Annotated in this window: 13 protein-coding genes and 4 pseudogenes; 6 read left to right on the top strand and 11 right to left on the bottom strand. The window is 63.1% G+C overall.

The features are described from left to right. Nucleotides 1-34: 34 nt before the first annotated feature. Nucleotides 35-1,678 (top strand): Fic family protein, encoded by a 1,644-nt coding sequence (locus ACSQ9I_RS33520; RefSeq protein WP_436316308.1) that lies wholly within the window; start codon nucleotides 35-37, stop codon nucleotides 1,676-1,678. Between the two features lie 271 nt (nucleotides 1,679-1,949). Here ACSQ9I_RS33520 and ACSQ9I_RS33525 read toward each other — a convergent pair whose 3' ends face one another. Then, a complete protein-coding gene (locus ACSQ9I_RS33525) occupies nucleotides 1,950-2,984 on the bottom strand; it encodes an IS630 family transposase (protein WP_106561526.1) in 1,035 nt (344 codons plus the stop codon). Nucleotides 2,985-3,525: 541 nt separating this feature from the next. On the opposite strand from ACSQ9I_RS33525, the gene ACSQ9I_RS33530 reads away from it, so the two are divergent. Continuing rightward, nucleotides 3,526-4,734 (top strand): DUF6454 family protein, encoded by a 1,209-nt coding sequence (locus ACSQ9I_RS33530; RefSeq protein WP_436316309.1) that lies wholly within the window; start codon nucleotides 3,526-3,528, stop codon nucleotides 4,732-4,734. Here the strand turns inward: ACSQ9I_RS33530 and ACSQ9I_RS33535 are convergent. The 8 genes and pseudogenes from ACSQ9I_RS33535 to ACSQ9I_RS33570 form a co-directional block, all read right to left on the bottom strand. Next, nucleotides 4,704-5,048: a hypothetical protein gene (locus ACSQ9I_RS33535; protein WP_436316310.1), complete on the bottom strand. Its 345-nt coding sequence runs from the start codon at nucleotides 5,046-5,048 to the stop codon at nucleotides 4,704-4,706. The genes ACSQ9I_RS33530 and ACSQ9I_RS33535 overlap by 31 nt on opposite strands. Nucleotides 5,049-5,226: 178 nt before the next feature. Next, the gene (locus tag ACSQ9I_RS33540) at nucleotides 5,227-5,547 is read right to left on the bottom strand and encodes a type II toxin-antitoxin system PemK/MazF family toxin (protein WP_093110425.1); all 321 of its coding nucleotides are present in this window, start codon (nucleotides 5,545-5,547) and stop codon (nucleotides 5,227-5,229) included. Beyond that, a complete protein-coding gene (locus ACSQ9I_RS33545) occupies nucleotides 5,541-5,795 on the bottom strand; it encodes an AbrB/MazE/SpoVT family DNA-binding domain-containing protein (RefSeq protein ID WP_436316311.1) in 255 nt (84 codons plus the stop codon). The genes ACSQ9I_RS33540 and ACSQ9I_RS33545 overlap by 7 nt, the downstream gene beginning before the upstream one ends. Nucleotides 5,796-6,181: 386 nt before the next feature. Beyond that, nucleotides 6,182-6,520: pseudogene (locus ACSQ9I_RS33550) on the bottom strand (integrase); the annotation flags it as partial. A 432-nt stretch (nucleotides 6,521-6,952) separates the two neighbouring features. Beyond that, on the bottom strand, nucleotides 6,953-7,336 hold the full coding sequence (locus ACSQ9I_RS33555) for a type II toxin-antitoxin system VapC family toxin (protein WP_436316312.1): 384 nt from the start codon (nucleotides 7,334-7,336) through the stop codon (nucleotides 6,953-6,955). Further along, the gene (locus ACSQ9I_RS33560) at nucleotides 7,336-7,548 is read right to left on the bottom strand and encodes a type II toxin-antitoxin system VapB family antitoxin (protein ID WP_436316313.1); all 213 of its coding nucleotides are present in this window, start codon (nucleotides 7,546-7,548) and stop codon (nucleotides 7,336-7,338) included. The genes ACSQ9I_RS33555 and ACSQ9I_RS33560 overlap by 1 nt, the downstream gene beginning before the upstream one ends. A gap of 94 nt (nucleotides 7,549-7,642) precedes the next feature. Further along, nucleotides 7,643-8,281 (bottom strand): annotated as a pseudogene (locus ACSQ9I_RS33565) (site-specific integrase); the annotation flags it as partial. A 19-nt stretch (nucleotides 8,282-8,300) separates the two neighbouring features. After that, the gene (locus tag ACSQ9I_RS33570; protein ID WP_436316314.1) at nucleotides 8,301-8,435 is read right to left on the bottom strand and encodes a hypothetical protein; all 135 of its coding nucleotides are present in this window, start codon (nucleotides 8,433-8,435) and stop codon (nucleotides 8,301-8,303) included. Nucleotides 8,436-8,547: 112 nt separating this feature from the next. On the opposite strand from ACSQ9I_RS33570, the pseudogene ACSQ9I_RS33575 reads away from it, so the two are divergent. The 3 genes and pseudogenes from ACSQ9I_RS33575 to ACSQ9I_RS33585 all read left to right on the top strand — a co-directional run. Then, nucleotides 8,548-8,766 (top strand): annotated as a pseudogene (locus tag ACSQ9I_RS33575) (type II toxin-antitoxin system RelE/ParE family toxin); the annotation flags it as partial. 108 nt (nucleotides 8,767-8,874) lie between these two features. Continuing rightward, the gene (locus tag ACSQ9I_RS33580; protein WP_093110419.1) at nucleotides 8,875-9,186 is read left to right on the top strand and encodes a HigA family addiction module antitoxin; all 312 of its coding nucleotides are present in this window, start codon (nucleotides 8,875-8,877) and stop codon (nucleotides 9,184-9,186) included. A gap of 182 nt (nucleotides 9,187-9,368) precedes the next feature. Next, nucleotides 9,369-10,352, top strand: a complete 984-nt coding sequence (locus ACSQ9I_RS33585) for an IS5 family transposase (protein ID WP_436316315.1) — start codon at nucleotides 9,369-9,371, stop codon at nucleotides 10,350-10,352. A gap of 1,051 nt (nucleotides 10,353-11,403) precedes the next feature. Here ACSQ9I_RS33585 and ACSQ9I_RS33590 read toward each other — a convergent pair. Further along, nucleotides 11,404-11,740: pseudogene (locus ACSQ9I_RS33590) on the bottom strand (sensor histidine kinase); the annotation flags it as partial. Between the two features lie 113 nt (nucleotides 11,741-11,853). Continuing rightward, on the bottom strand, nucleotides 11,854-11,976 hold the full coding sequence (locus tag ACSQ9I_RS33595) for a hypothetical protein (RefSeq protein ID WP_436316316.1): 123 nt from the start codon (nucleotides 11,974-11,976) through the stop codon (nucleotides 11,854-11,856). Nucleotides 11,977-12,165: 189 nt separating this feature from the next. Between ACSQ9I_RS33595 and ACSQ9I_RS33600 the strand changes: the two genes are divergently transcribed. Beyond that, nucleotides 12,166-13,290, top strand: coding sequence for an ABC transporter substrate-binding protein (locus ACSQ9I_RS33600; protein ID WP_436316317.1), 1,125 nt, complete (start codon nucleotides 12,166-12,168; stop codon nucleotides 13,288-13,290). The last annotated feature ends 143 nt before the right edge of the window (nucleotides 13,291-13,433 follow it).

A 13,433-nucleotide genomic window follows, 5' to 3' on the forward strand; every position in this document is an offset into this window, starting at 1 on the left:
TTTTGGATCTGGACCCAAGTAACGAGGGCGAAGCATGGCAACGAATCAGGCGACCGCCAGCCGAACAGCCACCCCTGCTCAGAGGCGACTCGCCGCCGGCCTCGGGGCGTTGCACGCCTTGCAGCAACAGGGCTTGAGCGTCTTCAGCACGAATCAATTCTCGCGCGCGGACCGTGAGGCGTTGCTCCATGCCGGGTATATCCAACCAGTGATCCAGGGCTGGTACATGTCCGCCAACCCTTCGGCGAAGGCCGGCGACACCACGCCATGGATTGCGGGCATGAAGGACTTTATCGCCGCCTATTGCAACGCCAGGTTCGGCGCGGACTGGTGCGTTGCCGCGGACTATTCGCTGAAACTTCACGCCGGCACGACCCTGTTGCCCAATCAGGTCGTCGTTCACGCGCCACTGGGCAAGAACAGCGTGCTTGCCTTGCCGAACGGGTTCTCCCTCATGGACTACCAGGCCAAAGACTTTCCGGGCTCGGACCGGCGCGACAGCGTCGGCAATATTCGCACGATGACGCTGGCCCAGGCACTCCTGAAGGCGCCAGAGCACTTCTTCAGAGCCTCCGCCCAGGACGCGCAAGTTGCATTGCTGTCAATCAGCGACGCGTCGGAGCTCAGCCGTCTGCTCGCAGAAGGAAACCACCGCACAATTGCCGGCCGCCTCGCGGGCGCCTTCCGCGCTGTGGGCCGAGACGCGATTGCGGACGATATCGTCGGATTCATGCGCACCTTGGGCAACCAGGTCACCGAATCCAACCCGTTCGAGACCCCGCCGCGAATCGTGCCAGGCGACCGCATCGAGTCCCCCTACGTCTCCAGATTGCGGCTCATGTGGGCGTCCATGCGCGACGACGTGGCCAACACCTTCCCGCGCGAGGAGCCGGGCCTTCCGAGGGACGTTCCCGCGTTCATGAAGGCGATCGAAGACGTCTACGTCACCGATGCCTACCACTCTCTGTCCATCGAGGGCTATCGAGTCACGCCTGAACTGATCCGTCGCGTGGCAGCCGGAGACTGGAACGAGGACATCCATGAGCAGGACCGGCAGTCGAGAGATGGGATGGCGGCACACGGCTACTGGCTAGCGCACAACGAAGTCAAGGCCTCCATTCAAAAGATCTTCGCGGGTGCGAACGCTGGCGACGTCCTCAAAAGCGATCATGGCGCTTGGTTCCGAGCAATGTTCTCGCCGAGCGTCACAGCCGGACTCCTCGCGCCAAGCGACCTCGCGGGCTACCGAGGCCATCAGGTCTACATTCGCAACGCCCAGCACGTACCACCGCCGCGTGAAGCGGTGCGGGTCATGATGCCCGTGCTTTTCGAGCTGCTACGCGACGAGCCATCGGCAGGAGTGCGCGCGGTCTTGGGCCACTTCATGTTCGTCTTCATTCATCCGTACATGGACGGCAACGGTCGTCTTGGGCGATTCGTCATGAACGCGATGCTGGCCTCCGGCGGGTTCCCATGGACGGTGCTGCGTCTTGAAGAACGCGACCGGTACATGGCGGCGCTCAACGCGGCAAGCGGCCAGAGCGACATCAGGCCGTTTGCGACGTTCGTCGCCCAGAGCCTGGCCGCAGCGAGGGAGGCGCAGGCCAACACGCGCCGCAACGATGGCGCCTCAGACGCCAACATTGACGAAGACGATCCCCAACGCCCGCGCGGCTGAGCGCCACACGGACCCTGTCGGAAGGACCTCGCGCGCGGCAAGGTGCGCCGAGTTCTGAGTGCGCGTTCGAGATTGGCAGCTCCCATCGGGTGCAAGCGGGCGAGAGCATTCGAACCTTCGAACCAGGCCGCGGCGCAATGGGGCGCCCCGCTGCAAGGGCCCGCAAGTGGTTCCAGACAAGGCGCACAGAGAGATGCAAAAAACGTGCTGGCGACGTCTCAAGGCGACATAAGCGGGATTTCGCCAAGGACTTCCTTGGTCTCCATGTTACTCAGCAGTCGGAAATATAGGCGACAGAGGGCGCTTCGAAGAATGATCGAACAAGCCGGCGATTCTTCTGCATGTTGCGCAGTTGCTGGTCGACGCGGATTTCGAGTTTCTCGCCAGCTCGCAATGGGTTGCGAGCCACGCCGGTACGTTTGACGTGACTCCAGACCAGTTCGTCCGGGTTCAGGTCCGGTGCGTAGCCCGGCAGAATGTGCATGCTCAGCTTGCCCTGAGTGGATTCGATGTACTCGCGCACGTTGGCTTTCTTGTGGGCCGGCAATCCGTCGACCACCAAGTGCACCGGCTTGCTGCGACCCTTCATCATCTTCTTGAGCAATTCGATGAACAGTTCGGCATTGAGCGCACCCTGGTAAGTCGCAAACCAGAATCCACCCCTGGCGTTGACGGCCGATGCCGCGGAGATCGACTGGCGTTGGCCGGGCCGCTCGATAACCGGGGTCTTGCCCATGGGCGCCCAGGTCTTGCCGTGCACGGTGTCAGCCCGAAAGCCCGATTCGTCCCAGAAGTAGACGTCGGCACCACTTTGCCTCGCAGCCGTGGCGATGCCGGGGTAGGTTTCACGCTGCCAGCGCTCGATGGCTTGAGGATCGCGTTGGTAGGCGCGTTGCAGCGGCTTTTGCGGGGTCAGTCCGAGCTTGGCCAGCAACGCACCGACTGCGGTCACCCCCATATTCACGCCGAACTTCTGCTCGATCAGCGCCACGACAATGGCGCGTGTCCACAGCCCAAAGTCCAGTCCGTACTGTCGCGGGTCGCGCCCATTGATCCAACGAAATATTTGGCGCTCTTGCGCGGCACTCAGCGTCCGTGGTCGCCCGGTGCCGCGCGTGCCGCGCAATGCCTTGAGTCCCTTGCCTCGACCCGACGAGGCCTTCAGCCATTTGTAGATGGTTGTGCGGCTGAAACCGTAGGCGGCAATCACTGCAGATGGCTTCTCCCCGTCGCGAACTCGCTCCACCGCCATCAGGCGAATCTCTTCAAGCGTTTTGTGATCCAGCGTGCGGCCATCTCGCTTCATGCACTATTGGATCATCAAACCGATCGCCGCGGTGACTTTTGTAGCCTAAATTATCGACTACTGAGTAAGGAGCTCGATTTTCCTCACTAGGACAGATGCAAGATACGTAATCGTCGTGTACCCGCTTGGCCAATCTAAGGTCGGCTCCTTGATGAAGTAATCGCGAAACGCCCATTCGGGAGATGAGCTGGCCCTGGGCATTGCCCAGACACTGACCTACGGGTGTCGTTCCACAAAAACGCCATCTCAATTTGTCAATCATGCGTTTTGCAACTTCCGGACCAACATTTAGACCAACCTGCGGCTTGTTTAAGTCTGGCGCTACTCTGTTTAAAACCACGATTCCAAATTGCTCTCTCATGTGCTCGGTAAGGTGCAAGGACCTATGGGCGAGTGAACCCGAACGCGTAAGCCTGGTCCATCCGCTCCTGGCGCGCCTTCGCATCGAGGTCCGTCATCGGACTCGCGATGCCTGCACCCATCGCGCGAGTCATCCCGGCCTTGGCATGCTGCCGATGGTGCTTCGTTCTCGCATGCTTCTGTGCCTCGTCGCACCGCCGGTGGTGCCCCTGGCAAGGGGCGTCACACCCGAGTCACGTTCGGTCAACAGACTCGCATGATCGGGCGCCGTCGAACCACCGAAGCTGGCGCCGGTGCTCCAGCCGATGGGCTCGGCGCCCTTCCGCAAATTCACGAGACGAGGGTCAACTTGAAGAAACTGCCAATGTGGATTGTCCTGGCCAGCCTGATCGGCGGCCTTTCGTCTGCCGCCTCGGCGCAGGACGGTGACCGGTCCGGGCATGCGGCAAACGCCCACGCGGCTAAGCCCGGTGCGCGGGACAACGAGACGACGCAACTGTTTCGCCTGATGGGCAAGAACACGATCTGGACGCAGGTCGCCTCCGTGCCGATGAATTGGCAGACCTTCCACACGCAGGGCATGGTCAAGATCGATCGGACCTTGTACGTCACGGCGGTCGAGATACTCCAGCCCACGCAGCGCAATACCGCCGTCACCACCGACGCGCTCTACGACTTCTCGATCGACCGCAGTGCCGGCACGGGCCGAGGCTGGCTCTTCCAGTTCACGCTCGAGGGTCAACTGATCGCGAAGACTGAGCTGACCGACGGGCTGCGCTATCACCCTGGTGGCATCGACTACGACGGCACGAACCTGTGGGTTCCGGTTGCCGAGTATCGACCCAACAGCAGTGCGACCGTCTACCGCGTCGATCCCAGAACCTTGGCGGCCGAGCGCGTGTTCGGCGAGAACGATCACATCGGCGGCCTCGTGTTCAACCGCGCCAAGGGCACGCTGCACGGCGTGAGCTGGGGCTCTCGGCGCCTCTACACCTGGGACCTGGGCAACAAGAATCAACAAGGCAAGGCCGGTGCCTCGACCTGGGTGCCTAATCCGCAGTTCTCCATCGACTACCAGGACTGCCACTACCAGGGCGTGCAATACATGCTCTGCGGCGGCGTCGGCGGCTATTCGAGCCCGCTGGGCAATATCGCATTCGGTGGACTCGAGCTTCTGGACCTGCGCAGCAACCGCCTGGAGCACCAGATTCCGGTCAACCTGTTCATCGATGAAGGCAGTGGCATGAAGGCCACACTGGCGCTGACCCACAACGCGTTCTGGCTCGAGCCGAACGCCGATGGCAAGTCGATGCGCGGTTACTTCATGGCCGAGTCCGACAATCAGGCCGAACTGCTGATCTACGACGCGATTCCTTGGGTGAACCGCTGATCCGCCGTCGTGGCGTCCAAGCGGTCCACGGCACCGCAGGCACTTCCTCTCGCCGGCGACCTCGGCGCAGGTCTCGTCGCTGCGCCAGCCCGAGCCCACCGGTCGTTTGCACCGCCGAGCCGCGCCTTGTAGCCGTTGGCCACCAGCGCCTGGTCGATGTCCGGCGGCAGCTCGCTCACCAGGTCGGCCTTGGAAGCCGCATCCGCCTTGCGCGCGGCGTGGTCGACGATGAACTGGATGGCGACCGGTACCGGAACGGGCATTCGCAGCGCCTGGGCATAGCGCGCGGCGTACCAGGCGCACCAGTAGCGCATTGCCGAGGCGTAAGAGGCGCGCGTGTTGGCCGATTCGCCCTCGCGCAGAAGCGCGCGCGCTGCGTCTTCGGCGGTTTGCGTCAGGCGCGCCGGATCCAGCTGTTGAGGTCAGTTACTGGAAGCGCCCCCTGAATTTGGCCACTCCCTCGCCCGTGTCGATGGTCCCCGCGGCCCTTGTTCAGGCTGCAAAGACTTCTTGCAGCGTCGCCAATGTCGCCGCCAGTGTCTTCGCTGATACCGCGCCAAGTTTTTTGGCCAAGCGAGCTTTGTCGACCGTGCGCACCTGATCCAGCAGGATCAAACCCTTGGTGCCGCCGTGCGTCAGCGCAACCCGAAACGGCGCTGCGAACCCCTTGGAGGTCATCGGCGCCACAATCACGGTGCGCAGATGGTCGTTCAGCTCAGCCGGGGACACTACCACGCAAGGGCGGGATTTCTTGATCTCGCTACCGACCGTGGGGTCCAGGTTCACAAGCCAGATCTCCCCACGCCTCACCAAGCCAACTCCGCATCGGCTTCGTTGCTGAATTCACCCATGACCAACTCGTCGCCGCCGTTGGCGGCCAGCGCCATAGCGGCCTCGGCCCAACCGGCTCGCGCCGGACGCGCCGCTTTGCGCAAGACGATGGCCCCCTCCTCGACGGTCATCTCAGCAGCATCCTCATCGCCCAGTCCCGCCTGCGCCAGAAGTGGCTTGGGAAGGACAACGCCCTTGCTGTTTCCGAATGGTCGAATGGTGACTTGCATTGGCTTCCTCCAGTGACAACAATGTTATTCCGTGCATCGCGACCTGTCAAGCGGGTTGTTATTATTTTGTGGTAACGCCTTGTCCTGTGCCTCCGCTGTCCTCGGTGGTCATGCGCGTCTTGCGCAGAGGCTCGATCGCGAAGCTCTAGCGCACTGTCGCGCATCGGCAAGACCCGCGCGAGCGGACATCTGCGGCTCTTGCTGGCGCAGACGCAGCCGAAGATCACCACTTGTGCTGTGCGGCAGCGGCAGCGACGGGATTCTCAGAGTCTGAGGCTTGTCGGCCTGCGACGCCCTGAGCGACCGCGGCGGCACGTGAACTCCGTCGATCGGCACGGCCATGGCTTGCGGCGTCGATGAAGCCGAGCGCGGATACCAGGAACGCCTCACTCCTCATCGAGCATCCGGCTGGTCCTGCTGTTGAGTGAGCTTTCAGAGCGGAAATAGCCCATCACGGTCGCGACGCTGTGATGCCCGGTCATGGCCATCGTCTCGGCAGCGACATGTTCTGTGGGCCGGCTTCCGTCACGAACCCGGCCCTCAGCGAGTGCGCGCTAAAACTTCCCGCCACCCCGCCACCCCGCCATGGCATATCGCTCCTTCACGATGTCGCGCAGGGCCGCTGGCGCGAGTAGCTCCCCTAGATGCGCCCCCTTGCGAATGCGGCGGAGGAGGGCGCCTTCCTTGATGCCGCTCTCGGCGAGACGTAGCTCAGCATTCCCCGTCGTGACGACGCATGTTCACGCAGCGACCTCGCGAGTGCGGGGTGAGATCGTCGGGCGCACCGGTGCTCGGCGCAAGACCTGCTCCCACAGGGCGACGGCGAGAAAGGTGTGCTTGCACTGGGAGCCACATGGCAATCACTGCGTCGACGTTTAGCGAGCAATGTCATCGCGCGCGCCTCACCGCAGTTCATCGGCTACCGCCGCTCGCGGCGAAGGCCTCGGCGAGCTGGCGGCCGTCGGCGTAGTCCGGCCCGCGCTCGTCGACCAGCGTGACAACGCGTCGGTGACGGAGGGGTAGATCTGGCCGCCCGCGCTGCGCCGCTCGTCGAGCACTATGACACTGGCGGCGCATTTCGAGACGAAGGCAGTCCTGGGCTTCGAACCCGTGGCCGCCAGTCGTACCTAGTCGAAACTACGGCGGATCGCGCGAGCTCAGTGCAGTGCTGGCCGATGCATGACGCCCAAGCGCACGGCAAGGGCGCCAAGGCTTTTGTCGAGCGTCCAGAGTTCGGCGGGCCGCATGAGCATCGTGGATGCGAGCAATGAGAGATCCACCAGACCGCAACCGAGCCCGTAGAGGCGTTCCCGTTCGATGAAGTCCCTGACCTCGGTGAGAGTCGCCTGTTGAACCTTCTGCAAAAGGTCCAGATCGCCCAGGGTTCGCCGTCGCGGTTCCGGTGGCGTCCCGCATGCCAGCTCGGCAACGATCATCGGATGTGTCAGAACGAGATCCGCCTGCAACAGCGCCATCAGGGCTTTGTTCCGGTGGCGGAAGTGACTGACCCACACGGAGGTGTCGACAAGAACGGGCCCCATCAGGAGTGCGTTGCTGGGCGCCGAGGGCGCCGGCGAGGAACACTTCGCATGCTAGGTGCAGACGAACCCAGCGCGGCGAGGCGCTTGGCAGCCCGGACGCGAACAAAGGTCTCAACAGCCTCGCGAAACAGATCGGCTTTGTCCATCCCGGGATCTGCCACCTCAAGGGCTTTAGCGTAAAGCGCATCGTCGAGTGTCACGGTCGTTCGCATGTCAGCCGCCTGAAATGATGCAATTGTGCATCAATCTGGATGCGAGTGGGTGGGCTACCTGAGCTTCTCAGCTACGGAATCCGGTGGAACGTCTTCACTGTTCATCCAGCATCCGGCTCACTTTGCTGCCCAGCGCGCTCTCGGCGCGGAAGTAGCCCATGACGGTCGCGACGCTGTGATGACCGGTCATCGCCATCGTCTCGGGCAGCGACATGTTCTGTCGGCCGGCTTCCGTCACGAACCCGGCCCTGAGCGAGTGCGCGCTAAAACTTCCCTCCACCCCCGCCAACGCACATCGCTCCTTCACGATGTCGCGCACGGCCGCTGGCGCGAGTGGCTCCCCGAGATGACCACCCTTGCGAATGCGGCGGAAGAGGGCGCCTTCCTTGATGCCGCTGGCGGCGAGCCACGCCTGCATGGCCTGCGCTGCGCTGCCCACCAGGGGTTTCACATCCTCGGGGCGCTGGGCGCCTGCCTGGTTGGTCTTGGAATGCGCGAGCGTGTAGAGATAGGAGCTGGCATCGACACGTTGAAGGTTCTCGAGCGTGGCCGCGGCCACCTCCGAGCGCCGTCGTCCGCCGCTCGCCCATGCAAACAGGAGGAGGGCGCGATCGCGTTTTCCGCGCAGGGTGTCGTCGCAGGTCGCCAGCACCGCTTGCAGCGGATCCTTGGTGAGCGCGCGCTGCTTGCGCGGGCGCGCGCCGCGCTTGGCGTACGCGCGGCGCGTCTGGGCACGTCCGGCGGCAGCTCGCTCACCAGGCCGGCCTGGGAAGCCGCATCCGCCTTGCGCGCGGCGTGGTCGGCTGGCGCACCGCTTCCACCGTCACATTCAGAATCTTGGCGATGTCGGGAATGCCGAGCGCGCCCCGAGTCTTGAGTGTGAACATGACACCGGCTACGAGGCCATGCGCCTCATCGCCCGCGCCCGCGGACTGCCACTCCATAACGTTTAACGTTTAACGTTTAACGTTTAACGTTAGGCGTTATATAATCTGGCACGTGGCAATCAAATCCTTCTCTGACGCAGACACCGAGGAACTCTTCCGCAAAGGGAAGAACAAGAGGTTTGCAGCCATCGTGAGAGTGGCAACCCGCAAGCTGATGCAGCTTGACGGGGCTGTCACGAACGACGACATGGGCTCGCCGCCGGGCAATGACCTGAAGTTCTACGATGGCTTCTGGCACATCAGGATCAATGACCAGTGGCGTCTAGCTTGGCAGTGGACCGGCGACGGGCCCGAGAACGTGCAGGCCGGGCGGCGCCAAACGCCCAGCGACTTATCTTCGCAAGATGCGAATCGCCCTTTGGGCAGAAAGGCAAGAGCCATGTTTAAGAACGGAATGCGCCCGGTTCACCCCGGCGAGACGCTCCGGGAGGACTTTCTGGAGCCCCTCAAGATGAGCGCCAGCGCGCTCGCAAAGGAACTGCACGTCGCCGCGCCGACCGTGAACGACATCGTGCGCGAAAAGCGCGGCGTTTCCCCTCTGATGGCCCTGCGCCTGTCCCGCTACTTCGGCGGCTCGGCGCAATGGTGGCTCAACATGCAGAGCGTCTACGACCTCAAGATGGCCGAGAAGGAGGCCGCGAAGCAGATCGAGAAAGAGGTGCGTCCGCGCGAGCATGCAATCTCCGCCTGAGCTCTCTGTACACAGAGTGCTTTTCTCCCTTGGCATCCACAAAGTCGACCAATCCGCTTCCGCTGTGCCCTCGATCCGTGTCAAGTCGCAAGCGAGCAGATCTAAGGAAACGCTGATCAATAGGTCGCGGCGGGCACGGCCCGTGCATGCGTGAAGACAGAGCAACTCACAGCACCACCGAGATGAACCAACGCAGTTTTGCCAGCGCCGAGTACGCGATGAAGAAGAAGCGCACGCGACGCGAGAAGTTTCTGGCCGACATGGGGCGCGTCGTGCCGTGGTCTCGTTTGATCGCCGTGATCGAGCCCCTGTACCCCACGAGCGGGCGCGTCGGCCGGCAGCCGATCGGTGTTCCCAGGATGCTGCGCATGTACTGCCTCCAGCAGTGGTACGGGCTGGCCGACGAAGCGTTGGAAGATGCGCTGTACGACAGCCAGGCGCTGCGCGACTTCGTGGGCATTGACTTGTCGCGCGAGTCGGTGCCCGACGCCACCACGCTGCTGAAGTTCAGGCGACTGCTGCTGGACAACGACCTCACCAAAGCGCTGTTCGAAGAGATCAACGCCCATCTTGCCGAGCAGGGGCTTCTGATGCGCGCGGGCACCATCGTGGACGCGACCATCATCGCGGCGCCCAGCTCGACCAAGAACGAGGGCAACACGCGCGATCCCGAGATGCACCAGACCAAGAAGGGCAACGCCTGGCACTTCGGCATGAAGGCCCACATCGGCGTGGATGCCGAATCGGGCCTCGTGCATACGGTGGTGGGCACGGCGGCCAACGTCAACGACGTGACGCAAGCCGGCGCGCTGCTGCACGGCAAGGAGACGGTGGCCTTCGGCGATGCCGGCTACCGGGGCGTGCACAAGCGCGAAGAAGCGCAGGGCCCGCAGTGGCACGTCGCGATGCAGCCGGGCAAGCGCCGGCAGCTGGATCTGACGCGCAACTGGGCGCGCCTGCTGGAGAAGGCCGAGCAGCTGAAGGCGAGCATCCGGGCCAAGGTCGAGCATCCGTTCCACGTGATCAAGAATCTGTTCCGGCACAGGAAGACCCGCTACAAGGGACTGGCCAAGAACGAGGCACAGCTGTTCAGCCTGTTCGGGCTGGCCAATCTGGTCATCGCCAAGAGGTCGTTGCTGGGCGCGCATGCCCGAGGTGCGTCTTGAACACCGAAAGTGGCCTCGCAAGAGGCGCAAAACCCCCGGCGGGCAGGACTCTCGGCGCGAAGTCGACCGAAATCGCGACCGCATCGCTTCGTGATGTCCTCAGATCCGCCGGCCTCGTTCATTGATCAGCATCTCCCTAACGGACCAACTTTTTCAGGGAATTTTCAGAACTGAAAGGAGAGGGCGGTGGCGCTCATCGGGTCGGCTTGGACCAACTTGGCCGACCTCCCTATGGACTCGACGTTCGGACTCAACGTTCGCGACTGTGACGTTCGGCGGGTGAACTCGAACTCGCGGCTATTTCGCAACCCTGCGTGTCGGCGCTGTGGCTGCGCGCTTGATGATTGATTTCGCTGCGCCTGAGGGCTTAGCCACACTCGTCGAAGACCGTGTGGCGCGCTTGGCGGGCTTTCTGGGCGCCCCACTCAACGCATCGAGGAGGTGACGTCTGGCGACCTCGTACGAGACCGGTTTTTCACGCATGGCAACCTCGACTTGGTAGGTACTCGCACAGAGCTGTCAGTCAGGGCCGTGCCAATGGCCGCAACCGTCACCCTGATCGAACGCTTTTGTGACGCTGCGATGTTCTGTCGTGAAGGCGTGATCAGAGGTTCTTTCGATGCTACGAGGTGGTGGCTTTAAACGCGTAAACCTGCCCGCAAACCACGAACTCCTCATGGGCATAGCGCAGGGCAACGGCGCTAGACTCACTTCGCGTGCGCGAACGCTCGCCGCTCTGCCGTTGTGCGACGTTCCGTCTACGAACTGCAAGGCTGCCCCGGATCGGTCGGCCCCTGGAGGTCCGGCGGCTGGCAACGAGAACTGGAGATCAACGAGATCTCAAGGTAGGACACGGGAGATGCGTTCCTGCTCCTTGCCTCCGACCACGCGGTTGTCATGACCTTGGAAGACGTGCAGTTGGCAGGCTTGCTCGCCCGCTCGAGCAATTGGGGCGAGCACGGGCATCTCTGGCGCTTTACCCCGTCTCCAGGGACGGTGACCCGTTGGACGCCGCCGGCAGGTCCAGGTGTGCGTGTGGAATCGCATCACCAGGCGGTATGGGCACGCCTTCGCGCGCCGCGATCCCGCCCCACAAGAAAAGGTCACGGCGCGCGAGTTGTCTGAGCGTCTCCGCGCTGCCTTGCCTGCGCGCCAGCTGGCTGCACCTCAGGCGATGCGTTGGCATCCATCAGCTGTTGGGACGCCCAGACACGCAGCCTTTGCTTGCTGGCCGAGAGTTCCAGCAGCTCCGACAAGATGTCGCTGGCCAGCCGGCTGTGCTGCGCGTAGTCGTTGACTCGGTTCGATCCCCAGTAGACGAAACCGGCCTGGATGAAAACCAGCGCGACAAAAATGGCAAATGCGAGTGAAAGGCGGAGGCGAAACATGCGACGACGTTAGCGTTGCAGCACGCGCTGGAGGAGCTTGAGCGGCTGGTCCAGCGGTACAAGGATGAAGGCGTTGCGGGCCTGGTCTCGCGCAAGCGAGGCTGGCCCAGATATCACCAGGGCCCGGGATCGCGGAACGCGCGATAAATCTGATCCAGGAACGCCACGCAGCCTTCGGCGCTGACGCGTTGGCCGCCGGTAGCAGCTTCGGACGCACTTCGCAGCAGTTCCGTCATGACGACACTCTGTGCGTCGGCTCAGCGGAGTTCACGGGGTGTCAGACGAACCGGCCTACAGCGCAGAAGCCGCCGAGGAAGGAAAGTCTAACTGCAGGGTCCGTGCATTACTACACAGTTGCTTCCCCGCCGTGACCGAAGACTTGGAGGGCTCGCCCTTTAAGATGAACTGATAAACGGTTTGTTACCATGAAACATAAAAAGATTCATCTGGCTTCGGTCCTGTTTGCCTTCGTACTGGGATTTTCGCCGGCGGCACAGGCCCAGACCCAGCCGCTCGTGATCGGGCAAACCTACGTGCAGACCGGCCCCCTGGCGTCTTTGTCGACCGAGCCCCTGGTCGGCATCCGTGCCATGTTCACGACGCTGAATGCGAATGGCGGCATCAACGGCCGGCCGGTCGAGCTGCGCCAGCTCGACGACGCCTACGACCCCGCCAAGGGCTCCCAGAACGTCAAGACCTTGGTCAAAGATGGCGCCGTCGGCATCCTCATGCCCATTGGCACATCGTCGACGGTCGGTGCCCTGAAGGCGGCCAACGAACTCAGGGTTCCCGTCATCGGCCCTTACACCGGCGCGGGCCCGGTCGCGAAGTTCTCCGAATACGGCTTCCCCGTGCGCATCAGCTTCGACGAGGAATACAGCCGCATCGTGAACCACCTGTTCACGATCGGCATCTCAAGCATCGCCTTCGCGCACAACGACAACCCGGGCGCCCGCTCGGCGCGGGACAGTACGGAAAAGTTCATTGCCGAGCGTGGCGAGAAAATGGCCGGCAGCGTGGCAATCAAGAACGATGGCTCCGACGCCGCCGAGCGCGCGGCGGAGTTGGCCAAGCTCAAGCCCAAGGCGGTGGTGCTGGCGGCGACCAACGAAGTGGCGGCGAAGTTCATCACGGCCTACCGCGCGGCTGGCGGCCAGACGGCCTTCTACTCGTTCTCGTTCCTGAACGGGCAGAAGCTGTATCAGGACATCCAGAAGGACGTGGCCGGCGTGGTCATCTCCCAGGTCGTGCCTTCCCCATGGAACAGCGCAATGCCGGTGATTGCCGAGTACCAGGCGGCCATGAAGAAGATCGGCGCGATCGAGTTCAGCTATGCCAGCCTTGAGGGCTATGTAGCGGCCAAGGTCATGGTCGAGGGGCTGAAGCGAGCCGGACCGAAACCAACGGCGGAGTCGCTGCAAAAGGGCCTCGAGTCGTTCAAGACGCTCGACATCGGCGGCATTGCGGTGTCGTACCGGCCGGGCGAGCACCGCGGCCTGACATTCTCCGAACTGTCGATGCTCAAGGCTGACGGGCGTTACCTTCGCTGAGCCTTTTCGGTTGGAAAGCTGACGCTCATTCAGCCTCCGGCCGGCTGCAGCACGCTGCCTGCAGCCAGCGAGCCCAACGCTGCGGCCATTCGCTCCTGCTCCCGCAGACGAACATGCAGGCTGTCGGCGATTCTGGACGCGGG

The sequence above is a fragment of the Variovorax sp. LjRoot84 genome, from assembly GCF_964254305.1.
In the GTDB taxonomy this organism is placed as follows: Bacteria; Pseudomonadota; Gammaproteobacteria; order Burkholderiales; family Burkholderiaceae_C; genus Variovorax.